The 23706-nt window shown below is 67.8% G+C and carries 21 protein-coding genes; 17 read left to right on the forward strand and 4 right to left on the reverse strand.

The genetic code is table 11. The features are described 5' to 3' along the window. The coding region (locus tag FHT36_RS21940) for an AAA family ATPase (protein WP_169124597.1) at positions 1–155 on the reverse strand (155 nt) is incomplete at its 3' end. 517 nt (positions 156–672) lie between these two features. On the opposite strand from FHT36_RS21940, the gene FHT36_RS21945 reads away from it, so the two are divergent. From FHT36_RS21945 to lpdA, 16 genes are all read left to right on the forward strand, one after another. After that, positions 673–1107, forward strand: a complete 435-nt coding sequence (locus tag FHT36_RS21945) for a response regulator transcription factor (protein WP_169124598.1) — start codon at positions 673–675, stop codon at positions 1105–1107. Between the two features lie 7 nt (positions 1108–1114). Next, positions 1115–1552: an ArsC/Spx/MgsR family protein gene (locus FHT36_RS21950; RefSeq protein WP_169124599.1), complete on the forward strand. Its 438-nt coding sequence runs from the start codon at positions 1115–1117 to the stop codon at positions 1550–1552. Between the two features lie 2 nt (positions 1553–1554). Next, positions 1555–3219 (forward strand): nitroreductase family protein, encoded by a 1665-nt coding sequence (locus FHT36_RS21955; protein WP_169124600.1) that lies wholly within the window; start codon positions 1555–1557, stop codon positions 3217–3219. Between the two features lie 133 nt (positions 3220–3352). Further along, a complete protein-coding gene (locus FHT36_RS21960; protein ID WP_169124601.1) occupies positions 3353–4138 on the forward strand; it encodes an ankyrin repeat domain-containing protein in 786 nt (261 codons plus the stop codon). A 149-nt stretch (positions 4139–4287) separates the two neighbouring features. Next, the gene (modD, locus tag FHT36_RS21965) at positions 4288–5130 is read left to right on the forward strand and encodes a ModD protein (protein WP_169124602.1); all 843 of its coding nucleotides are present in this window, start codon (positions 4288–4290) and stop codon (positions 5128–5130) included. A 377-nt stretch (positions 5131–5507) separates the two neighbouring features. Beyond that, entirely contained in the window at positions 5508–6755 is a 1248-nt protein-coding gene (nifV, locus tag FHT36_RS21970; protein ID WP_169124603.1) for a homocitrate synthase, read from the forward strand. A 3-nt stretch (positions 6756–6758) separates the two neighbouring features. Next, on the forward strand, positions 6759–7538 hold the full coding sequence (gene cysE, locus FHT36_RS21975; protein ID WP_169124604.1) for a serine O-acetyltransferase: 780 nt from the start codon (positions 6759–6761) through the stop codon (positions 7536–7538). Positions 7539–7577: 39 nt separating this feature from the next. Beyond that, positions 7578–7919, forward strand: a complete 342-nt coding sequence (gene nifW / locus FHT36_RS21980; protein ID WP_169124605.1) for a nitrogenase stabilizing/protective protein NifW — start codon at positions 7578–7580, stop codon at positions 7917–7919. A gap of 716 nt (positions 7920–8635) precedes the next feature. Then, complete coding sequence (mdh, locus tag FHT36_RS21985; protein WP_169124606.1) at positions 8636–9601, forward strand: malate dehydrogenase; 966 nt, start codon at positions 8636–8638, stop codon at positions 9599–9601. A gap of 252 nt (positions 9602–9853) precedes the next feature. Then, positions 9854–11056: an ADP-forming succinate--CoA ligase subunit beta gene (gene sucC, locus FHT36_RS21990; protein WP_169124607.1), complete on the forward strand. Its 1203-nt coding sequence runs from the start codon at positions 9854–9856 to the stop codon at positions 11054–11056. After that, the gene (gene sucD, locus FHT36_RS21995; RefSeq protein WP_169124608.1) at positions 11056–11940 is read left to right on the forward strand and encodes a succinate--CoA ligase subunit alpha; all 885 of its coding nucleotides are present in this window, start codon (positions 11056–11058) and stop codon (positions 11938–11940) included. The genes sucC and sucD overlap by 1 nt, the downstream gene beginning before the upstream one ends. A gap of 381 nt (positions 11941–12321) precedes the next feature. After that, complete coding sequence (locus FHT36_RS22000; protein ID WP_169124609.1) at positions 12322–15276, forward strand: 2-oxoglutarate dehydrogenase E1 component; 2955 nt, start codon at positions 12322–12324, stop codon at positions 15274–15276. Between the two features lie 48 nt (positions 15277–15324). Further along, positions 15325–15651, forward strand: coding sequence for a YciI family protein (locus FHT36_RS22005; RefSeq protein ID WP_024281006.1), 327 nt, complete (start codon positions 15325–15327; stop codon positions 15649–15651). A gap of 27 nt (positions 15652–15678) precedes the next feature. Beyond that, positions 15679–16905 carry a 2-oxoglutarate dehydrogenase complex dihydrolipoyllysine-residue succinyltransferase gene (gene odhB, locus FHT36_RS22010; protein WP_169124610.1) on the forward strand — a complete coding sequence of 409 codons (1227 nt, stop codon included), beginning with the start codon at positions 15679–15681 and terminating at the stop codon, positions 16903–16905. Further along, positions 16902–17225, forward strand: coding sequence for a nucleotidyltransferase domain-containing protein (locus tag FHT36_RS24945; RefSeq protein ID WP_210257927.1), 324 nt, complete (start codon positions 16902–16904; stop codon positions 17223–17225). The genes odhB and FHT36_RS24945 overlap by 4 nt, the downstream gene beginning before the upstream one ends. Before the next feature lie 4 nt (positions 17226–17229). Further along, the gene (gene lpdA, locus FHT36_RS22020) at positions 17230–18633 is read left to right on the forward strand and encodes a dihydrolipoyl dehydrogenase (protein ID WP_169124612.1); all 1404 of its coding nucleotides are present in this window, start codon (positions 17230–17232) and stop codon (positions 18631–18633) included. Positions 18634–18789: 156 nt separating this feature from the next. Here the strand turns inward: lpdA and FHT36_RS22025 are convergent, their stop codons facing one another. The 3 genes from FHT36_RS22025 to FHT36_RS22035 all read right to left on the reverse strand — a co-directional run bounded on the left by FHT36_RS22025 (position 18790) and on the right by FHT36_RS22035 (position 22363). Continuing rightward, on the reverse strand, positions 18790–18927 hold the full coding sequence (locus tag FHT36_RS22025) for a hypothetical protein (protein ID WP_169124613.1): 138 nt from the start codon (positions 18925–18927) through the stop codon (positions 18790–18792). 138 nt (positions 18928–19065) lie between these two features. Beyond that, on the reverse strand, positions 19066–19605 hold the full coding sequence (locus FHT36_RS22030) for a CAP domain-containing protein (protein WP_169124614.1): 540 nt from the start codon (positions 19603–19605) through the stop codon (positions 19066–19068). A gap of 121 nt (positions 19606–19726) precedes the next feature. Then, a complete protein-coding gene (locus FHT36_RS22035; protein WP_169124615.1) occupies positions 19727–22363 on the reverse strand; it encodes a DUF3772 domain-containing protein in 2637 nt (878 codons plus the stop codon). Between the two features lie 161 nt (positions 22364–22524). On the opposite strand from FHT36_RS22035, the gene dapE reads away from it, so the two are divergent. Continuing rightward, complete coding sequence (dapE, locus tag FHT36_RS22040) at positions 22525–23706, forward strand: succinyl-diaminopimelate desuccinylase (RefSeq protein WP_169124616.1); 1182 nt, start codon at positions 22525–22527, stop codon at positions 23704–23706.

A 23706-nucleotide genomic window follows, 5' to 3' on the forward strand; every position in this document is an offset into this window, starting at 1 on the left:
TGCAGGATCAGGCGGGTCGAGTCCGCCTTCGGGTCGCAGCCCACGATGAGGATGCGCTGACCAAGCTCGGTCAGGGCCGCAAGCGTGTTCTGGGATGTGGTGGACTTGCCGATGCCACCCTTGCCGTAAAACGCGATCTGTCGCAGCGAAGCCATCTTGCTCTCCTTCGAACCTACTTTGGAAGACCACCGCGCGAATTGGCGCGAGGCCGTTTCTCTCGTCAGCAATATCGATCGGAAACGCCCCGCGGGTTACGGGAAGGAGCGCATCGCTGGCAGCCGGCCTAGGCGTGCACTCAGCCCTCACTCGCTGTTGCGCCATGGCAGGAGCAACCAGCGTGCCAGTCGCCTCCATTTCCCGCAGGCCTTTGATCTCAATCAAATTCCCGGGGTGTGAGGGGGCTTTCCTTGGCCTTTCGGATGGTGTGTCGAACCCGACAGGTGGGTCTTGTGTGTCGGGATTTGGACACATCCCGTGCGCCCCGTGCGCCGTGGCCGGAGCAATCCCCTCCAAACCTGTCGTTGCCGGGGAGGAACGGAACTTGCTTGACGGTCAATCAGCCCGCTCGCGCGCGGATGGCCGTGGCCATGAACCCGGTCCGCTGCAGCTGGCGGGCCGTGCCGACGACGGGGATCGGCGCGCGATAAACGCAAGTAATGAGCGAGGCGACAGATGCAGATCGGCGTTGAGACGTCCAAGGCGGTGGACCAGCGGCGTGTCTTCGTGGTGGACGAAGACGAGATCACCCGCGCGGCGCTCCAGTTCATGCTGCACGACGAGATCGAGACCCACGAGCTCGCCACCCCCGAAGAGGCCTATGAGAAGGGCCAGGGCTGGCTGATGCCGCACGTGATCCTGCTCGGCGTCGGGCTGCTGAAGGCCCGCGGCGATGCGCTGATCGCGGAGATGAAGGCGAAGTTTCCCGGCGTGCGCATCCTGATCGTCACCGACAAGTCGGAAGAGGCGGTGGCAGTGAGCGGGCTCAAGGCCGGCGCTCATGGCGCGGTGGTGAAGCCGCTGACGCTGGAGAGCGTGCGCAAGAAGGTGGATACGGTGCTCGGCCGCGACGGCGGCGCGCAACTCGTCCAGCTGTCCGTGATGAAGTAGGCCGGCCGTGGCCCACGTCACCTTCTGGGAGAAGCCGGGCTGCGGCACCAATGCCCGGCAGAAGCTCGCCCTTGCCAATGCCGGCCACACGCTGGATGTCCGCAGCCTCCTGACCGAGCCGTGGACGGCCGAGCGCCTGAAGGATTTCTTCGGCGCGACGCCGGTCGCCTCCTGGTTCAATCCGGCGGCGCCGAAGGTGAAGTCGGGCGAGGTCAAGCCCGAGGCGGTGGAGGCCGAGGCCGCCATTGCGCTGATGCTGGCGGAGCCATTGCTGATCCGCCGCCCCTTGGTGGAGGTGGAGGGCGCCCGCTGCGCCGGCTTCGACCGCGAGCCCGTCACCTCCCTGCTGGGGCCGGCCGCGCCGGGGGCGAGGCCCCTGGAAGGCTGCTCCCATCCCGGCGAGGCCCATCCCTGTCCGGCCCCCGGCGAACGGAAGGCATCCTGAACATGAACGCGCTGCTGCCCCCCGCGCGTCCCTTCGAGGCTGCGCTGGCCTACCATGCCCGCACCAAGCACAGCCTGAAGGCCTATGCCGCCGGCCCCGAGACGCTGGACTGGGACATGCAGCCCAATCCGTTCCGGGAGTATGAGGGGGCGCCGCGCACTGCTTTGCCGCTGGCGGCGGAAGAGCTCGGCGTCTCCTTTGCCGAGATGGTGTCGGGAACGGTGGCGCCCGCGTCGCTGGACCTTGCCGGCGTCGCCTTGCTGCTCGAACTTTCCTTCGGCCTCGCCGCCTGGAAGCAGCTCGGCCCCGATCGCTGGGCGCTGCGCTGCAATCCCTCTAGCGGCAATCTGCACCCCACCGAGGCCTATGTGATCGCCGGGCGCATCGCCGGTCTCGACGATGGCGTGCACCATTATGTCAGCCGCGACCATGTGCTGGAGCATCGTTTCGCACCGCCGGGGCCGGACGTGGTGGCGGTGGCGAGCGCCTCCGGCTTCGCCATGGAGCAGAGGTTCGGCCCGTCGGGCGGGGCGCCGTCTCTGTTCCTGGCCTTGTCGTCCATCCATTGGCGCGAGGCGTGGAAATATGGCGAGCGGGCCTTCCGCTATTGCCAGCTGGACCTCGGCCACGCGCTGGCCGCCGTGCGCTATGCCGCCTCCTGCCTCGGCTGGACCGCGCGACTGGTGGAGACCATCCCTAGCGCCGACATCGCCCGCCGCATCGGCCTCGACCGCGCGGCGGACTTCGCGGGAGCCGAGCGCGAGGATCCCGACATTTTGATCGCGCTGGCTCCTGCCGGCGGAGATCTGCCGGCCCTTCCGGCGGTGCCGTTTGGCGGGCGCTGGATGGGGCGCGCGAATGTGCTGGACCGGCATCCGCTCTATCGCTGGCCGGTGATCGATCAGGTGAGCCTTGCCACCCATCGCGCCGGTGTCGATGCGGGGGAGGTGCTTACGGCTCCGGCCCTCCCCGCGCGTGATGTCTCCGGCGAGGCGCGGGCGGCGTCGGTCATCCTCGGCCGGCGCAGCGCGCAGCGCTTCACGGCCAAGGGCAGCCTCATGCCCCGCGACGTGTTCCTCGGCCTCATGGATGCGCTGCTGCCGCGCGCCGCGGCGCCGTTCGATGCCGCCCCCTTCGAAGCCCGCGTCCACCCGCTGCTGTTCGTCCACCGGGTGGAGGGGCTCGCCCCCGGCCTTTATGCCCTGCCGCGCCGGGACGGCGTGATGGCGGGCCTCAAGGCCGCGCTGCGCCCCGACTTTACCTGGGAAAAGCCGGAGGGCGTGCCGGCGCACCTGCCGCTCTATCGGCTGGTGGAAACCGACTGCCGGGGCATCGCCCGCACCGTGAGCTGCCATCAGGCCATCGCCAGCGACAGTTCCTTTGCGCTTTCCATGCTGGCGGAGTTCGAGCCGCTGGTGACGGCTGAGGCGTGGCGCTACCGGCAGCTCCATTGGGAGGCGGGCATGGTCGGCCAGTCGCTCTATCTGGAAGCGGAGGCGGCGGGCTTCCGCGGTACCGGCATCGGCTGCTTCTTCGACGACGACCTGCACCAGCTCCTGGGGCTCGAAGGCGGGGCCTTCCAGTCCATCTACCACTTCACCGTCGGGCGCGCCGCCGTCGACGACCGCATCACCACCGAGCCGGCCTATCCCGGCCGGGGCGCTTGAGCACGCGTCGATCTGATTGCGAGGCAATCAGATCGGATAACGCGTTCTCTTTCTTAGAGTTGGAGGGCGATTCACCGATCAAGTTGTTTCAACTTGATCGGATCGCGCTCTGAGCGGGACGGGAGAGACGATCATGAGACAGCGCACGCCCTTCCGCCGCATCGGCGTCGCGGAGGCGGTGGCCATCGTCGGCACGGGCAAGGCCCTGCTGCTCGATGTGCGCGACGCCAATTCCTACGCCGCCGGCCATGTGGAGGGCGCGCGGAACATGGCGTTCGGCAATCTCGGCGACATTATCGGCACCACGCCGAAGGCGCAGCCGGTGGTCATCTATTGCTATCACGGCAATGCCAGCCAGGAGTATGCGCAGGCCTTGTCGGATTTCGGCTTCTCCGACGTGACGAGTGTGGATGGCGGCTATGAGGCCTGGTTCAACCACACGCAGGCGCAAACGCCCGCCGCCGCGCTCTCGGCTTGGATCGCCAGTCGCGGCTTTCCGCCGGACGGGCTGAACGCCACCGCCGAGAACGGCATGACGCCGCTGATGAAGGCCTGTGCCGAAGGACTCCCCGAGACCGTCGCCGCCCTCATCGCCGCCGGTGCCGCCCTCGACATCCGCAATGCGGACGGCAACACGGCGCTGTGGATCGCCTGCGTGGGCGATCATCTCGACATCATCGACGCGCTGGTGGATGCGGGCATCGCCATCGACAGCGCCAACGACAATGGTGCCACGGCCCTGATGTATGCGGCCTCCGCCGGCAAGGCCGCCGTGGTAGAGAGGCTGCTCGCCCGCGGGGCCGATCCAAGGCCGGAGACGCTGGACGGCTTCTCCGCGCTCGATCTCGCCTCCACCATCGAATGCCTCACGCTGCTGCGGCGCGCGACCAAAGAGGCCAGGGTCGCCACCCCGGCCTGATGCCCGATTGTCGCCTTGCGCCTTGCCCCGTGAACCCTGCGGCCCGCTTGCGCGAGCGGCGGGCATTTTCTTCACGCGAACCGGTATCCACGTCGCTCGAAAATGTTTTATGCCTCCTGCTGTATCGGGACTGAGCGAGGATACGGCGCATGACCTACCGCTGGTGGACGCAGGCCATGGTGGATGCCCTCCTCGCCGAGGATGCGCCCTATGGCGACCTCACGACCGAGAGCCTCGGCCTCGCCGGGCGCGACGCGCGCCTTTCCATGGCCGTGCGCGCTGACACCACCCTGTGCGGTGTTGAACTCGCGCGCGAGCTGTTCATCGCCGCCGGCGCCAGGGCCAACCTGCTGGCGGCGAGCGGGGCGCGGGTGCCGCAGGGCGACACCTTCCTTCTCGCCGAGGGCGCGGCCGGCCCCATCTTCCGTGCCTGGAAAGTGGCGCAGACGCTGGTGGAATATCTCTCCGGCATCGCCACCCTTACCGCCGACATCGTGGCCGCTGCCCGTGCGGTGTCGCCCGAGGTGGCGGTGGTGACCACGCGCAAGACCCTGCCCGGTGCCAAGGCGCAGATGATCGCCGCCATCCGCGCCGGCGGCGCCTTCCCGCACCGGCTCGGCCTCTCCGAGACGCTGCTGCTCTTCCCCGAACATGCCGCCTTCCTCGCCGATCTCGGCGAGGGCATCGCGCGGCTGCGCAAGCAGGCGCCGGAGAAGAAGGTGGTGGTGGAGGTGAAGACGCCGGAGGAGGCGGAGGCCGTTCTCCCCGCGCGGCCGGACGTGCTCCAGTGCGAGAAGATGACACCGGACGACATCCGACAGGTGGTCGCCATCACCGCGCAACGCTCCCCCGGCACGAAGGTCGCGGCGGCTGGCGGCGTCAATCTCTCCAACGCCGCCGCCTATGCCGCGGCCGGCGCCCATGTGCTGGTGACGTCCGCGCCCTATTGGGCGAAGCCTGCCGACGTGAAGGTGGTGATCGGCCCGGCCTGAGCGGCGCCTGCCGCCGACCCTCGCGCCGGATGATCTGCTCTCACCTGTGAATTCGTCCGGCTCCGGCAAGAAATGATCGGACGGGAACATGCGGCTACGTAGTTATACGTATGTTCGATACCGACAAGACGGTGTGTCGCACGTGTCTCGTCTGTCGTGATCCTGTCGAACCTCGGACAAGCTTGCCGGCTGTCGGCTTTGCGACAGTTTCGCAGTCCCCGATTTTCATCGATTCCAGAATGGCTTGCGGCAATGGCACGCGGTTTGCGTGATCCCTGTCAGGCGCTGCTGGCTCAAGTGGGCGGTTTCGATGCTCCGGCTCACCACAGGCGTTCAGGGCCAAGGGACTTAGGGTCACGGGACTTGAGGAAGACACCATGCTCGCGAAGTCTCCATCGGTGACATCTGGGCGCTCAGGCCGGGCTTCGGCGGAGGCCGGCGGTTCGGCGAAGGGGGCTGCGGCCACCCGCACGGTCTTCCTGAACGACACCACGCTCCGCGACGGGGAGCAGGCGCCCGGCGTCGCCTTCACCCGCAAGGAGAAGATCGAGATCGCCGAGGCGCTCGCCGCCGCCGGCGTGCCCGAGATCGAGGCCGGCACGCCGGCCATGGGCGACGAGGAGATCGAGACCCTTCGCTCCATCGTCTCGCTCAAGCTGCCCCTGCGCGTCGCGGCCTGGTGCCGGATGAGCGAGGAGGACCTGTTCGCGGCGGTCTCGGCCGGGGTCAATTACGTCAATCTTTCCATTCCCACCTCCGATCGCCAGCTTCAGGGCAAACTGAACCGGGATCGCGAGTGGGCGCTTGCGGCGCTCAAGCATGTGGCGACCCTCGCGACCAAGCTCGGCTTCACCGTCGCCATCGGATGTGAAGACGCGTCCCGCGCCGATCCGGACTTCCTGTGCCGCGTGGCCGAGGCGGCGCGGGAGGCGGGCGCCTTCCGCCTGCGCCTCGCCGACACGCTGGGCGTGCTCGATCCCTTCTCCACCTATGCGCTGGTGCGGCGCGTCGCCAATGCGACGGACCTCGAGATCGAGTTCCACGCCCACGACGATCTCGGCCTCGCCACCGCCAACACGCTCGCCGCCGTCACCGGTGGCGCCCGCCATGCCAGCGTGACCGTGGTCGGGCTCGGCGAGCGGGCCGGCAATGCGGCGCTGGAGGAAGTGGCCATCGCCCTGCGCCAGACCGCCCGCGCCGAAAGCGGCATCGACCCGCGCGCTCTGCGCCCGCTGGCCGAGAAGGTCATGGCCGCCGCCGGCCGCGCCATGCCGCGCACCAAGGCCATCGTGGGCGAGGACGTGTTCACCCACGAGAGCGGCATCCATGTTTCCGGCCTGCTGAAGGATCGAGGCACCTACGAGGCGCTGAACCCGGAGCTGCTCGGCCGCTCCCACCGCGTGGTGCTGGGCAAGCATTCGGGCCTGGCCGCCATCTCCAAGGCGCTCGCCGATGAGGGGCTGGCGGTGGACGAGGCGCGCGGCCGGGCCATCCTCGCCCGGGTGCGCGACTTCTCGGTGCGCACCAAGGAGACGGTGACGCCCCAGGTGCTTCGCCGCTTCTACGAGGACAGCTTCACCGAAGAAGCGCTGAAGCGCCGCCACGCAGCCGTGATGGGAGCCTGACCCATGATCATGGGAAGTCCGAAGTGGCATGGTAGCGAAGTGCCCCTCGCCGCAGCCGTCGCGTCGGATGCGCCCGCGGCGTCCTTCTCGGTCTGGCAGCTCATCCGCGAGGATGTGAACTGCGTGAAGGCGCGGGACCCGGCGGCGCGTCACACGTTCGAGATCGTGCTCACCTATCCCGGCGTCCACGCCATCATCTGGCATCGGCTCGCCAGCCGGCTGTGGCGGCGGGGGGTGAAGTTCCCGGCCCGCTTCCTGTCGTGGCTGGGCCGCTTCCTGACCAATGTGGACATCCACCCCGGCGCCACCATCGGCCGGCGCTTCTTCATCGATCACGGCGCCTGCGTGGTGATCGGCGAGACCGCCGAGATCGGAGATGACGTAACCCTGTACCATGGCGTAACCCTCGGCGGGACGTCCTGGACGTCGGGCAAGCGCCATCCCACTTTGCGTAACGGCGTTCTCGTCGGGGCCGGGGCCAAGATCCTCGGGCCGATCACGGTCGGGGCGGGCTGCCGCGTGGGCGCCAATTCCGTGGTGATCGAGGACGTTCCCCCCGCCATGACGGTAGTGGGCATTCCCGGCCGGGTGGTGAAGCCCACCTCCGACCGCCGCAAGCTCGGCGACGGCCGCATCGACCTCGAGCACCACCTCATGCCCGATCCGGTGGGCGAGGCCATCGTCTCCCTGCTCGACCGGATCGAGTTCCTTGAGGCGCGCCTCTCGCACCTCCAGGGCGAGCGCCAGCGCGGCCGGCCGGCGAGCGCGGACGAGGCGGCGTGACATCCCGGACTTGAGCTGATCGACAGGAGAAAGAGCGACATGTCCATCATCGACAAGCTGAAGTCTCTCCACAGCGCCGAAGAATTCTTCGAGGTGCTGCAGGTGGAATACCAGCCGGAAGTGTTGCAGGTGCTGCGCCTCCACATCCTCAGGCGCATGGGCCAGTACCTCGTCTCTGCCGAATTCGACGGCATGAGCGAGGAAGAGATCTATTCCGCCGCCCAGACCATGCTGGGGCAGGCCTATGCCGACTTCATCGCCTCCAACCCCATGGCGGAACGGGTGTTCAAGGTGCTGAAGGAGCACGATCCGAACCGCCCCGCGGCCCCCGCCGCCAAGCCCGCTTTCGTCCAGCTCGGCTCGCTCAAGACCGGAAGCTGAGACGGCCTCCTTCGTCCCGCCCGCCGGCTTTCGTGCCCGGCGGCGGGGCCAACCTTCCGCCGGAGCGCCCCGAAGTGCTCCGGCCGGCTGCCCTCTCCCTGCTGATTGTTCGTTGATATTGACGTTGTTTTATTTTTTTCATCCGGCTGGTCGCTCGGCCGTGTGCGGGGAGAGGGCAGATTTTCCTGGGTTCCGGCGCCTCATTGCGCCGATGAAAGCGCGGCTATGACCGCGCTGCGCGCGCCCTGGTGCCGATGGCCGCCGGGCTGCTCCCGGCTCTTTAGCCAGCCATCCGTGCGCGTGCGGACAGAGCGCGCGCTTCGCGCCAGTGGCGCCCCAAATTCCACATTCCACGGCAGATATCGCGCGGTCCCGTCTGCAAACGGCCGGACCTTCGCGCCTTTTTCAAAATCGCACGGTGCTGCACCGGACCGGCTCGGCCCTGTGATGCTCGCCTGGGCTGTGGCAAGCGTGAGCGTTCCGGGTGCCTCCGGCGGTAGGCCGCTGCACCGCTCTGCGGGATGGTTTTCCGCATGGTGCAAAAGAGCGGAAAATCGGGGTGAAACGACCCGTTTTTGCGGCAAAATCCCGCTCCATGCCACTATTTGTGCAGTGCGGCCGGCTTGAACGCCCGGACGGATGGGAGTAGTCAAGCGCCGCGTTCCTGCGGCGGCTCGTCTCATGTGCCGGCTCGCAGCGTTTTCCGGGGACTTGTGATGGCCCGCAACAAGATCGCCCTCATCGGGGCCGGCCAGATCGGCGGCACGCTCGCCCTTCTGGCTGGACTGAAGGAACTGGGCGACATCGTGCTGTTCGACGTCGCGGACGGCGTTCCCGACGGCAAGGCCCTGGACCTCGCCCAGCTCACCCCTGTGGAGGGGTTCGATGCGGGCATCTGGGGCGCCTCCAGCTATGATGCCATCGCCGGCGCCGACGTGGTGATCGTCACCGCCGGCGTGCCGCGCAAGCCGGGCATGAGCCGGGACGATCTCCTCGCCATCAACCTCAAGGTGATGGAGCAGGTGGGCGCGGGCCTGCGCAAATATGCGCCTGACGCTTTCGTCATCTGCATCACCAATCCGCTCGATGCCATGGTCTGGGCGCTCCAGCGCACCAGTGGCCTGCCGCCGGAGAAGGTGGTGGGCATGGCCGGCGTGCTGGATTCCGCCCGCTTCCGCTTCTTCCTCTCCGAGGAGTTCGGCGTCTCGGTGGAGGATGTGACCGCGTTCGTCATGGGCGGGCACGGCGATACCATGGTGCCGCTGGTGCGCTATTCCGCCGTGGGCGGCATCCCGGTGCCGGACCTCATCCGCATGGGCTGGACCAGCGAGGAGCGCATCGCCGCCATCGTCCAGCGCGTCCGCGACGGCGGGGCGGAGATCGTCAACCTGCTCAAGACCGGCTCGGCCTTCTATGCGCCGGCCGCCGCTGCCATCGCCATGGCGGAGAGCTACCTGAAGGACAAGAAGCGCGTGCTCCCGGTCGCCGCAAGGCTCGATGGGGAATACGGGCTCAGGGACATCTATCTCGGCGTGCCGGCTGTCATCGGCGCGCGGGGGGTGGAGCGTATCGTGGAGGTCGAGCTCGACCGATCCGAACGCGCCATGTTCGAAAGATCGGTCGCCGCAGTCGAAGGACTGGTGGAGGCCTGCCTGAAGATCGCACCCGGCCTCGGGAAGTGATCTCGCTCATGACGGCGTGCCGGAAGGCGCGCCGTTTTCGTGCCGGGGTACAACCGGCGTGGTGAAGGAGACGAGTGTTCCCCTCCTCGGGGGAGACCGCATCTTCGCCCCAGTCCTTCGGGCCGGGGTGGTGGCGCGGGTCCCCCTTCTGCGGTGGAGGCGGTTCGGACAGGGTGGTCCCGCAATTGCGCGGGATCCGGGACGGGCCGGGGCGGGGAAAGGGACACATCGCAACCCTGAGGGACACGGAAGATGAATATTCACGAGTATCAGGCCAAGGCGCTGCTGAAGAGCTTCGGCGCCCCGGTCTCGCGCGGCATTCCCGTGCTGAAGGTCGAGGAGGCGGAAGCCGCCGCCAAGGAGCTGGGTGGCCCGCTCTGGGTTGTGAAGTCGCAGATCCACGCCGGCGGCCGCGGCAAGGGCAAGTTCAAGGAGCCCGAGGCCGGCGAGAAGGGCGGCGTGCGCCTCGCCAAGTCCGTGGAAGAGGTGAAGGAGTTCGTCGGCCAGATGCTCGGCCGCACCCTCGTCACCATCCAGACCGGCCCGGCCGGCAAGCAGGTGAACCGCCTCTACATCGAGGAAGGCTCGGACATCGAGAAGGAGTTCTACATCTCCCTGCTCGTGGACCGCGTCACCTCGCGCGTGGCCTTCGTGGTCTCCACCGAAGGGGGCATGGACATCGAGGAAGTCGCCCACTCCACCCCTGAGAAGATCGTGACCTTCTCGGTGGACCCGGTGACCGGCGTGCAGGGCTTCCACGGCCGCAAGATCGCCAAGGCCCTCGGCCTCTCCGGTGAACTCGCCAAGCAGGCCGGCAAGCTCGCCGAGGTGCTCTACACCGCCTTCGTCGAGACCGACATGGCGATGCTGGAGATCAACCCGCTCATCGTCACCAAGGACGGCAACCTGCGCGTGCTCGACGCCAAGGTGTCCTTCGATTCCAACTCCCTGTTCCGCCATCCCAAGCTCACCGAGCTGCGCGACCTGACGGAAGAGGACGAGAAGGAGATCGAGGCGTCCAAGTACGACCTCGCCTACATCGCCCTCGACGGCACCATCGGCTGCATGGTCAATGGCGCGGGCCTCGCCATGGCGACCCTCGACATCATCCAGCTCTACGGCGAAAGCCCGGCGAACTTCCTCGACGTGGGCGGCGGCGCCAACGAGGAGAAGGTGACGGCGGCGTTCAAGATCATCACCGCCGACCCGAACGTGAAGGGCATCCTCGTCAACATCTTCGGCGGCATCATGAAGTGCGACGTGATCGCCAACGGCGTGATCGCGGCGGTGAAGGCGGTGGGCCTGCAGGTGCCCCTCGTGGTGCGCCTCGAAGGCACCAATGTGGAAGAAGGCAAGCAGATCATCCGTGAGAGCGGGCTCAATGTGATCCCTGCCGATGATCTCGATGACGCGGCGCAGAAGATCGTCGCTGCCGTGAAGAAGGATGCTGCGTGATGTCCGTGCTGATCGACGCCAACACCAAGGTCATCACCCAGGGCTTCACCGGTAAGAACGGCACCTTCCACGCCCAGCAGGCCATCGCCTACGGGACGAAGATGGTCGGCGGCACCTCGCCGGGCAAGGGTGGCACCACCCACCTCAACCTGCCGGTGTTCGACACCGTGCTGGAAGCCAAGGAAGCCACCGGCGCCGACGCCTCGGTGATCTACGTGCCGCCTCCGGGCGCCGCCGACGCCATCCTTGAGGCGATCGACGCGGAAATCCCGCTCATCGTCTGCATCACCGAGGGCATCCCGGTCCTCGACATGGTGAAGGTGAAGCGCGCCCTCTCGGGCTCAAAGAGCCGCCTCATCGGCCCCAACTGCCCCGGCATCGTCACCGCCGGCCAGTCGAAGATCGGCATCATGCCGGCCAACATCTTCAAGACCGGCTCGGTGGGCGTGGTCTCGCGCTCTGGCACGCTGACCTACGAAGCCGTGTTCCAGACCTCGCAGGTGGGCCTCGGCCAGACCTCGGCGGTGGGCATCGGTGGCGACCCGGTGAAGGGCACCGAGTTCATCGACGTTCTGGAGATGTTCCTGGCTGATCCCAAGACCGAGTCGATCATCATGATCGGCGAGATCGGCGGCTCGGCCGAGGAAGAGGCCGCGCAGTTCATCGCCGACGAGGCGAAGAAGGGCCGCAAGAAGCCGATGGTCGGCTTCATCGCCGGCCGCACTGCCCCTCCCGGCCGTCGCATGGGCCATGCCGGCGCCATCATCTCCGGTGGCAAGGGCGGCGCCGAGGACAAGATCGCGGCCATGGAGGCGGCGGGCATCCGCGTGTCTCCGTCCCCCGCGCGCCTCGGCAAGACCCTCGTCGAGGTGCTGAAGGGCTGAGGCTGATCCCCCGGCCGGGCCGGGGGATCGCCACACGGATGGACCGGGAGCGGGGACGCCGGGCGAAAGCCGATGAGGCCAAAGCCTTGGAATTCCGCTCCCGCAAGGGCATCCGCCGCGCAATCGCCATGAAGTTCGGCGACTGGCGAGCGCGGTTCGGGTGGGGCGCGGAACCGGCCTTTCGGCTGGTGGCAGCCCTGCCCATATAAAGGTTGTCGAGCACCGCTGTCGAAGGCCGCCACGAGCCTCGCAGGGGTGACGGGGCGTCCGGCAAGGGCCGGGCGCCGGATTTGTGGCAGACGAGCGGCCTTGGGGCTTCATTTTCCGAGCGAAATGCGCTCAAGGAGAGTGAGGCGCCCACGGTCTTCCGGGAACAAGCCCATGTCGCGCGCGGAACAGAACGACGTTTTCCTGAACACCTCCTTCCTCTATGGCGCCAATGCCGCCTGGATCGAGGATCTCTACGCCCGCTATGAGACCGATCCCAATTCGGTCAGCGCTGAGTGGCAGGCCTTCTTCGCGGCGTTGAAGGACGATCCCAACCAGGTGATCGAGAACGCCCGCGGCGCCTCCTGGAAGAAGCCCAACTGGCCGGTGCACGCCAATGGCGAGCTGGTCTCGGCCATGGACGGCCAGTGGATCGAGGTGGAGAAGGCCATCGCCGACAAGGTGAAGGCCAAGGCGCAGAAGTCCGGCGTCGAGTTCTCCGCCACCGAGGTGCAGCAGGCCACCCGCGATTCCGTCAAGGCGCTGATGATGATCCGCGCCTACCGCATGCGCGGCCACCTGCACGCCAATCTCGACCCGCTGGGCCTGACCCCGCCGCGCGAGGCGCCCGAGCTCGACCCGGCCTCCTACGGCTTCTACGAGGCCGACCTCGACCGCAAGATCTTCATCGACCACGTGCTGGGCCTTGAATTCGCGACCGTCCGCGAGATGGTCGCCATCCTGCGCCGCACCTATTGCGCGTCCGTGGGCGTCGAGTTCATGCACATCTCCTCGCCCGAGGAGAAGGCGTGGATCCAGGAGCGCATCGAAGGGCCGGACAAGGAAGTCACCTTCACCCGCGAGGGCAAGCGCGCCATCCTCAACAAGCTGGTTGAGGCCGAGGGCTTCGAGAAGTTCCTCGACGTGAAGTTCACCGGCACCAAGCGCTTCGGCCTCGACGGCGGCGAGAGCCTGATCCCGGCGCTGGAGCAGATCATCAAGCGCGGCGGCAATCTCGGCCTCAAGGAGATCGTGTTCGGCATGGCCCATCGTGGCCGCCTGAACGTGCTGACCCAGGTGATGGGCAAGCCGCACCGCGCGCTGTTCCACGAGTTCAAGGGCGGCTCCTGGGCCCCCGACGACGTGGAAGGCTCGGGCGACGTGAAGTACCACCTCGGTGCCTCGTCCGACCGCGAGTTCGACAACAACAAGGTCCACCTGTCGCTGACCGCCAACCCCTCGCACCTGGAGATCGTCGATCCCGTGGTGCTGGGCAAGGCGCGCGCCAAGCAGGACCAGCTGGGCGACACCGAGCGCACCAAGGTGCTGCCGCTGCTGCTGCACGGCGACGCCGCCTTCGCCGGCCAGGGCGTGGTGGCCGAGTGCCTCGGCCTCTCCGGCCTGAAGGGTCACCGCACCGGCGGCTCGATCCACTTCATCATCAATAACCAGATCGGCTTCACCACCAATCCGCGCTACTCGCGGTCCTCGCCCTATCCGTCGGATGTGGCGAAGATGATCGAGGCGCCGATCTTCCACTGCAACGGCGACGACCCGGAATCCGTGGTGTTCTGCGCCAAGGTGGCCACCGAGTTCCGCCAGCGCTTCCACAAGCCGGTGGTGGTGGACATGTTCTGCTACCGCCGCTTCGGCCACAACGAGGGCGACGAGCCCGCGTTCACCCAGCCGAAGATGTACAAGGTGATCCGCCAGCACCCGAGCGTGCTCGAGCTCTACACCAAGAAGCTGGAGAGCGAGGGCGTGGTGACCGCCGGCGAGGTGGACACCATGCGCAATGCGTGGCGCGACCGCCTCGAGGCCGAGCACGAGGCCGGCCAGGCCTACAAGCCCAACAAGGCCGACTGGCTCGACGGCCGCTGGGCCGGCTTCAAGCCCACCCACGAGGATGACGATCCGCGCCGCGGCAATACCGGCCTGCCGGAAGACGAGCTGAAGGCCATCGGCGCCAAGATCACCACCGTGCCGGAGGGCTTCCAGGTCCACCGCACGATCCAGCGCTTCCTCGACAACCGGAAGAAGGCCATCGAGGACGGCAAGGGCATCGACTGGGCGACCGGCGAGGCGCTCGCCTTCTCCTCCCTGCTGCTGGAGGGCCACCCGGTCCGCCTGTCGGGCCAGGACGTGGAGCGCGGCACCTTCTCCCAGCGCCATTCGGTGCTGCTCGACCAGGAGACCGAGGCCCGCTACAAGCCCTTCAACCACCTCTCCGAAACCCAGGCCAAGTACGAGGTCATCAACTCGATGCTCTCGGAAGAGGCGGTGCTCGGCTTCGAGTATGGCTACACGCTGTCCGAGCCCAACACTTTGGTGCTCTGGGAGGCGCAGTTCGGCGACTTCGCCAACGGCGCGCAGGTGGTGTTCGACCAGTTCATCTCCTCGGGCGAGCGCAAGTGGCTGCGCATGTCCGGCCTCGTCTGCCTGCTGCCGCACGGCTATGAGGGCCAGGGTCCGGAGCACTCCTCCGCCCGCCTCGAGCGCTATCTGCAGCTGTGCGCCGAGGACAACATGCAGGTGGCCAACGTCACCACCCCGGCCAACTACTTCCACATCCTGCGCCGGCAGATGAAGCGGGAGTTCCGCAAGCCGCTGATCCTGATGACGCCCAAGTCGCTGCTGCGCCACAAGCGGGCGGTGTCCAACCTGTCGGAGATGGTGACCGGCACCACCTTCCACCGCGTGCTGTGGGACGACGCCCAGTCGCACCCGGACGAGAGCGCCATCAAGCTCCAGCCGGACGACAAGATCCGCCGTGTCGTGCTGTCCTCGGGCAAGGTCTATTACGACCTGCTGGAGGAGCGCGAGAAGCGGGGCGTGGACGACGTCTACCTGATGCGCGTGGAGCAGCTCTATCCGTTCCCGCTCAAGACGCTGGTGCAGGAACTCGGCCGCTTCAAGAACGCCGAGGTGGTGTGGTGCCAGGAAGAGCCGAAGAACCAGGGGTCCTGGGCCTTCGTGCAGCCCTACCTGGAGTGGGTGCTGGAGCAGGCTGGCGGCGCCGCCAAGCGTCCGCGCTATGCCGGGCGTCCGGCGTCCGCCGCCACCGCCACGGGCCTGATGTCCAAGCACATGGCGCAGCTCAAGGCCTTCCTCGAAGAAGCCTTGGGCTGATCCGACCCCAGTAACGGTCACAAGACCCGCCCCGAAAGAGGACGCGCCGTGCCGCACTTCCTGCTCCGCCTCTCCCCACCGCGCCCGAGCTTTCCCTCGGACGCGAGCGCGGCCGAGATGGACGCCATGGGCGCGCACTTCGCCTTCTGGCAGGCCGAGGCGGAGGCCGGTACGGCCCTCGCCGTCGGTCCGGTGGCGGACCCGGCGGGCATCTGGGGGATGGCCGTCATCGAAGTACCCGACGAGGCCGCCGCGACCGGCCTCTCGCTTCGGGATCCCGTCATCAAGGCGGACCTGGGCTTCACCTATGCGGTGATGCCCATTCTGTCGCTCATCGAGCGCCGGGCGCCACGCCCGGCCCAAGCCGAAGTCTGAGGGAGGCCCCCTCAAGGGGCGAACACAATGACCGAGATCCGCGTGCCCACCCTGGGCGAGTCCGTTACCGAGGCGACCATCGGCAAGTGGTTCAAGAAGCCCGGCGATGCCGTCAAGGCTGATGAGCCGCTGGTGGAGCTCGAGACCGACAAGGTGACCGTCGAGGTGCCGGCTCCGGCCTCCGGCGTCCTCTCCGAGATCGTCGCCAAGGACGGCGAGACCGTCGGCGTCGGCGCGCTGCTCGGCAATATCGGTGCCGGCTCGGGTGCCGAGGCGGCGCCTGCCGCTGCCCCTGCCGCAGCTCCGGCTCCCGCCGCTGCGCCCGCTCCGGCGCCGGCCGCCGCTCCCGCCGCCGCTGTTGCGGCCGGCAGCAACGGCCCGGCCGTCGGCCGCATCGCCGCCGAGACCGGCGTGAACCCGGCGGACGTGTCCGGCTCCGGCAAGGATGGCCGCGTCACCAAGGGTGACATGCTGGCCGCCATCGCTTCGGGCGTTTCGGCGGCTCCCGCCGCCGCCCCTGTGGCGGTGCGTGCCCCCTCGGCGCCCACCGACGCCGCCCGCGAGGAGCGGGTGAAGATGACCAAGCTGCGCCAGACCATCGCGCGGCGCCTGAAGGATGCGCAGAACACTGCCGCCATGCTCACCACGTTCAACGACGTGGACATGACCGCGGTGATGAGCCTGCGCAGCCAGTTCAAGGATGCCTTCGAGAAGAAGCACGGCACCAAGCTCGGCTTCATGGGCTTCTTCACCAAGGCGGTGATCGCGGCCTTGAAGGACATCCCGGCGGTGAACGCCGAGATCGACGGCCAGGATCTCGTCTACAAGAACTACTACAACATCGGTATCGCGGTGGGCACCGAGAAGGGCCTCGTGGTTCCGGTGGTGCGCGATGCGGACCTGCTCTCCGTCGCCGAGATCGAGAAGGCCATTGCCGGCTACGGCCGCAAGGCGCGTGACGGCAAGCTCGGCATCGAGGAGATGCAGGGTGGCACCTTCACCATCACCAACGGCGGCATCTACGGCTCGCTGATGTCCACCCCCATCCTCAACGCGCCGCAGTCGGGCATCCTCGGCATGCACCGCATCGAGGAGCGCCCGGTGGTGATCAAGGGGCAGATCGTGATCCGCCCGATGATGTACCTCGCTCTCTCCTACGACCACCGCATCGTCGACGGCCGCGAGGCCGTGACCTTCCTGGTGCGTGTGAAGGAGACCCTGGAAGATCCCGCGCGCCTCGTGCTGGATCTGTGATTGATAAAATAAGGGAAGCCGTCCGGTTCTGGGCGGCTTCCCAACCCCTTGTGTCTGAAGTCTGGCTTTTCGGAAGTAGAGCGAAGGGCGTCTCTCGCCCGGGCTCCGACGTGGATCTTGCGATCGTCATTTCCGCTTCTGGGGAAGGTGTTCGACTGGCCTTCTGGATCGAAAATGCAGATCGCTGGAAAGCGGAACTTTCCAGACAACTCGGACTGGACGTAAGTGTAAACCACCTCGACTGGAGTCGATCAGTCGGCATTGTCGCTGAAGCTGTCCGAAAAGATGGACAACGGCTTTACTTGAGGGCTGGAGATTAAAGCAATGTCCTACGATCTCATCGTCATCGGCACCGGCCCCGGCGGCTATGTGTGCGCCATCCGCGCGGCCCAGCTCGGCCTCAAGGTCGCGGTGGTGGAAAAGCGCGGCACCCATGGCGGCACCTGCCTGAACGTGGGCTGCATCCCCTCCAAGGCGCTGCTCTATGCCTCCGAGCTGTTCGAGGAAGCCGGCCACAAGTTCGGCGAGATGGGCATCGGCGTCCCCGCCCCCAAGCTCGACCTGCCCGCCATGCTGGCCTTCAAGGACCGCGGCGTGGACGGCAATGTGAAGGGCGTCGAGTTCCTGCTGAAGAAGAACAAGGTCGACGTCTATATGGGCGCCGGCAAGATCCTCGGCCCCGGCAAGGTGGAAGTCACCCTCAATGCCGACGGCAAGGTCGAGGTGCTGGAGACGAAGAACATCGTCATCGCCACCGGTTCGGACGTCGCTCCGCTTCCGGGCGTCACCATCGACGAGGAGCGCATCGTCTCCTCCACCGGCGCGCTGAAGCTGCCCAAGGTGCCCGGCAAGCTCGTCGTGGTGGGCGCGGGCGTCATCGGCCTCGAGCTCGGCTCGGTGTGGCGGCGCCTCGGTGCGCAGGTCACCGTGGTGGAATTCCTCGACCGCATCCTGCCCGGCATGGATTCGGACGTGGCCAAGTCCTTCCAGCGCATCCTCGACAAGCAGGGCTTCACCTTCAAGCTCGGCACCAAGGTCACCGGCGTGGACACCAAGGGCAAGACCCTGAAGGTCTCGGTGGAGCCCGCCGCGGGCGGCGCCGCCGAGGTGCTGGAGGCCGACGTGGTGCTGGTCGCCATCGGCCGCATCCCCTACACCGCCGGCCTTGGGCTGGAGGAGGCGGGCGTCGCCAAGGATGCGCGCGGCCGCGTGGTCACCGACCACCACTTCGCCACCAACGTTCCCGGCATCTATGCCATCGGCGACGTGATCGTCGGCCCCATGCTCGCCCACAAGGCCGAGGACGAGGGCGTGGCGCTGGCGGAGCAGCTGGCCGGCAAGGCTGGCCATGTGAACTATGACGTGATCCCCGGCGTGGTCTACACCTTCCCGGAGGTCGCCTCCGTCGGCAAGACCGAGGACGAGCTGAAGGCCGCGGGCGTCGCCTATAAGGTCGGCAAGTTCCCCTTCACCGCCAACGGCCGCACCAAGGTGAACAACACCACGGACGGCTTCGTGAAGATCATCGCCGACGCCGCCACCGACAAGGTGCTCGGCGCCCACATCATCGGCCCCGAGGCCGGCGAGATGATCCACGAATGCGCGGTGCTCATGGAGTTCGGCGGCTCGTCGGAAGACCTCGCCCGCACCTGCCACGCCCACCCCACCCGCTCTGAAGCGGTGAAGGAGGCGGCCATGGCCGTGGAGAAGCGCGCCATCCACATGTGAGGGCGCGGCGCCTCGGCGCTGCCAATGGTTTGAGCGTGAGCGGCCGGCGGGCATCCCGCCGGCCGTTTGCGTTTCGCGCATAAAAAAGCCCCGGCCCGAGGGCCGGGGAACGGAGGTTCCGTCCGGGAGGAAGCCGAGGCGCGACGTGCGCCGAAATCAGCCGCCCTTCTGGGTCACCGGATTGCTGGCGGTGGTGGTGGTGTCGCCGATGGAGGCGTTGGTCATGCCCGGGCATGCGAGCGCCGGGCCGGCGAGGATGCTCAGGGCGCACACGACGAAAGCGATCCGCTTCATCTTCCTCTCCTGCCTGTCACGGGGTTGGACCCGATGATTAGGCCAGAGAAGGGCGCGGCGGGAAAGCCCTCCGCCCGTACCGCGCGATCACGAACCCGCGCGGCTTGGCCATAGCGCAGACCGTGCGCGGATGGTTTCTCAGCGCGCGGGCGCGTCCGGCTGGGCGAGGATAAGCGCCCAATAGACCTTGTACTTGGAATTGGGGGCATTGGCCGTGGCGATGCCCATGCGGGTCACGCCCGGCTCCAGCATGTTCTTGTTGTGCGAGGGAGAGTCCCGCCAGCCGGAGAAGGCTTCGGCCAGGGTGTGGTAGCCGGCGCCCACATTCTCCACCGCCCGCTTCGCGTCATAGCCCGACGCCTTGATGCGGGTGATGAAATTGCGCCCGCCCACCTCGTGGGAGAGGTTGTCCGCCTTGGCCATGGCATTGGCCTGGTCCTGGGCGAGGCGGCTCAGCGTGTCGTCAATGGTCACCGCCGGCAGGCCGCGCGCGGTGCGGTAGTCGGAGAGGAGCGAGGCCGCGGCGGCGGCGTCCACCGGCTTACCGGTCTTGGCGAGGTTGATGTAGAAGGCCGGCTGGGTGTCGATCTGCTCGGTGGTGGCGCAGCCGGCGATGGCGGCGAGAAGCGCAAGGCCGGCACCGGCGAGGAGTGAGCGGCGGAGGATCTGTTCGCGCATGTCTCGGCTTCCGGCTGGCCTTTTCGGGCGGGCTTTCGGGGGCGGCCCCCGGCGGTCCCCCTGTCTTGTGCGCCGGGAGGGTTGAGGAAGCGTTAGCGCGCGCCGCCCTCCCGGCACCGGCCTATTGCAGCGGATCAGGCGGGGCCGGCGGCGGGGGCACCATGTCGCGGGGGGCGCGGGCGAGGGCGGCCCAGGGCTGGGCCACCATGCCCACATGCGCCTTGCGGAAGCGCGAGAGCACCTGGAAGTGCAGGTCGCTCTTCACGGTCAGCGCATAGTCCACGTTGGCCACCACGCAGCGCAGCTCGAACACGATGCCCGAATCGGCGAACTTCATCAGGAACACCCGCGGCGGCGGCGTCTGGAGCACCTGCGGATGGTCGCAGGCGCAGCCGACGAGGATGTCGCGCACCTCCTCCGGGTCGCTGTCATAGGAGACGGTGACGGCGACGATGATGCGGCCGGTGGTGTTGGAGTGCGTCCAGTTCTTCACCATGCCGGTGATGAGGTCGGCATTGGGCACGATCACCGTGGCGCGCTCGAAGGTCTCGATCTCGGTGGAGCGCACCGAGATGCGCCGCACATAGCCTTCCTCGCCCTTCACGTTGATGGTGTCGCCCACCCGGATCGGCCGCTCGGCGAGCAGGATCAGGCCGGAGACGAAGTTCGAAACGATCGACTGCAGGCCGAAACCGATACCGACGGAGAGGGCACCGGCGACCAGCGCGATGTTCTCGAGGTTCAGCCCCAACTGGCCCATGGCCACCATGACGGCGACGATGGTGCCCACATAGCCGACGATGGTGGCGATGGAGGATTGCAGCGAGGGCTCTAGCCCGGTGCGGGGCAGGAGCGCGCTCGACACCCATTTCTGCAGCCCGCGCGCCGCCGCCAGGCTGACGAGCAGCAGCAGCACGGCATAGACCACGCTCCACAACGTGATCGTGGCGTTGCCGATGCGCACGCCGAAGGACACGCGCTCCACCGTCTCCATCATGTCGGCGGTGGAGGTGCCCCAACTGCCGACGATGAGAAAGGCGGCGACCACGAACAGCTGCAGCTTGAGCAAGCCCGACGCCAGGACGCCGATCAGCTCCACCCGCTCCGGCTTCAGGCCGAGCATGCTGGAGATCATCCGCGCGCGATGGGTCTCGGCCGAAAGCCCCTCGCCGAAGAAGGCGTCGATGAGGGCATAGAGCAGATAGAGCACGCCGAGCACGGCGGCCGCGATGACCATGCGCGCGGCCACGAAGGCGGCGAAGCTGATGTAGCCGGCCACCAGCGCGCCGATGAGCGCGAACACCGCCACCCACACGAACAGGCGGATGTAGCGCGGCGGCGCCTGCGAGGGGCCGGTGGCAGCGATGGCCGAGGGGTCGGTGGTTTCCTTTGCCGTATCCGCATTGGCCTCGGCGCGGGCGGCGCCGACGAGGAAGCGCGAGATGAAGCCGGCGATGAGCAGCGACATGATCGCGCTCGTCACCACCGTCAGCCCCACCGGCGCGAACAGCACCCGGTGCAGGGCGTTGAGCGCGGCGGCGATGGCCAGCGTCCACACGGTGAAGGAGTAGTAGCGGAAGGCGAGGGCGGCGGCCGTGTCCGAGAGCTGCGGAAGGCGGCGCCACGGTTCGTTCGGCGCCAGGAAGGCGCGGCCCACGGCATTGCCGATGGCCTTGATGAAGATGGCGATGATGATGCCCTGCACCAGTTCCTCGGCGCGGGGCGGGATGATCTCGAAGGCGCCGATGAAGGCGATGGCCGCCATGGCCGCGGCTGGCGCGACGGTGGCGTTGAGGAACAGCACCTTCATCGCCTCGCGCGCCGAGCGCAGGCGGGTGAAGCTCTCGCCCTCGCCGGGCGGCGGGGTGCGCAGGCGCTTGCGCAGCAGGCGTCCGCCCGCCACCACGGCGCCCATGATGCCGAGGCCGCCGAGGAGGATGCCGATCACCGCCAGCGGCGACAGGCGCCGCACCGAATAGGCGCGCAGGTCGTTTCCGAAATAGCTCAGGGCGCGGAATTCGGAGGAGAGCGCGTTAAAGGCGTTGGTCCACAGGTCCGGGTCGATGATGGAATCCACCCGCTCGAACAGCTGCCCGGTGAACAAAGCGCGGCGGCGCGAGCTGATGCGGTCGGAAATCTGGTCGCCGCGCAGCACCAGCGCGCGGTTCTGCTTCAGCACGGCGCCGAGATCGGCGGAGATCTTGGTGAGGCGCTCGCGGTCGGCGGCGATGGTGGGTTCTTCGGTGGCGCCTTCGGCGGGCTTGGGGCCGAGGCCGTTGAGCCGGCTCTCCGCGTCCGCGACGCGGGGGGCGATCTGGTCGGAGACGGCGGCAAGGTCCTTGCGGGCCGGGTCGAGGCGCTGGCGCAGTTCATCAAGGTCGCCGGGGCGCAGACCCTCCACCGCGAGGGCGGCGTCGATGGAATCGAGGGCGGAACGGGCCGCCTCCATCTTCTCCCGCGCAGCGACGATGGTCGGATCGGGCGGCACCGGCGCGGGCTTGGCCACCGGCTGCACCGGTGTGGCCTCGCCGGCGGCCGGGGCGCCGGCAGGTGCGGCCGCCGGCGCGGCGGGGGGCGAGGCTGCGGCATTGGGCGTGGCAGCGGCGGGCGCAGCCTGTCCGTGGCCCTGTGTCTGGCCCTGTCCCTGCTGTTGTCCCTGCGCCGGCGGGCTGGCAGCCTGCTGGGCGCCGGCCTGGGCCAGGGGGAAAACCGACAGGGCGAGCGCGACCAGAAAGGCCGCGGACGTCTTCACCTTCATATTGAACCTCCGCGGCGGCGTTCCTGTCGCCTGAAGGCGGCAGCCTCGTGGCGGATGGGGGATAAAGGCGGACAAGTCGCCCCAAACCACGACAAAACCGCTGGAAAGACCAGCGCCTTTGCCGCTATCTCGACATCCCCCGGTAGCGAAGGGCTTTCCTGATGACCGCCGATGCTTCCGTCAAGCCCGAGCTTCGGGCAAATGTCCCCGATGCGCTGACGCTGGCGACCGAACTGATCCGGGCGCCGTCCGTGACCCCCGATTCGGGCGGCGCGCTGGAAATCGTCGCCCGCCGTCTGGAGGCCTTCGGATACCATGTCGAGCGCCTGACCTTCGACAGCGGCGGCATCCCCATTCCCAACATCTACGCCCGCATCGGCACCGGCGCCCCCAATCTGTGCTTCGCCGGCCATGTGGACGTGGTGCCCGAGGGCGATCCCGCCCACTGGCTGCACGGCCCCTTCGCCGGCACCGTGGAGGACGGCAAGCTCTTCGGCCGCGGCGCGGTGGACATGAAGGGCGCGGTGGCCGCCTTCCTCGCCGCTGCGCTGGCCCATGGGCGGCCGGAGACGGGTAGCCTCTCCTTCCTCATCACCGGCGACGAGGAAGGCCCGGCCCTCGATGGCACCGTGAAGGTGGTGGAGTGGCTGAAGGAGAAGGGCGAGGTCATCGACCACTGCGTCCTCGGCGAGCCCACCAACCCGCAGGCCATGGGCGATGCCTTCAAGGTGGGCCGGCGTGGCAGCCTGTCCGGCATCCTCACGGTGAAGGGCGTGCAGGGGCACGTGGCCTATCCGCACCTCGCCGACAATCCCATTCCCCGCCTGCTGAAGCTGGTGGGCGAGCTGACGTCCGCCCCCCTCGACCACGGCTCGGATTTCTTCCCGCCGTCGAACCTGGAGGTGGTCTCCATCGACGTGGGCAATCCGGTGTTCAACCTGATCCCGGCCGAGGCCACCGCTCGCTTCAACGTGCGCTTCAACGACCTCTATTCGCTGGAGACGCTGAAGTCCGAGATCATCCGCCGGATCGACGGTGCCGGCCTCACCTATGATCTCGAATTCCAGCCCGGGGCCAGCCAGAGCTTCCTCACCGCGCCCGGCCCGTTCGTGGAGCTGGTGGCCGATGCGGTGGAGGCCGAGACCGGGCGGCGGCCGGAGGCCTCCACCTCGGGTGGCACCTCGGACGCGCGCTTCATCAAGGACATCTGCCCGGTGGTGGAGTTCGGCCTCGTCGGCCAGACCATGCACAAAGTGGACGAGGCGACGCCCATCGCCGACCTCGAAGTGCTGACGCGCATCTATTCCCGCATCATCGCGCGCTATTTCGCCACCTTCGCCTGA

The sequence above is a fragment of the Xanthobacter sp. SG618 genome (assembly GCF_012932745.1).
GTDB classification, from domain to species: domain Bacteria; phylum Pseudomonadota; class Alphaproteobacteria; order Rhizobiales; family Xanthobacteraceae; genus Xanthobacter; species Xanthobacter flavus.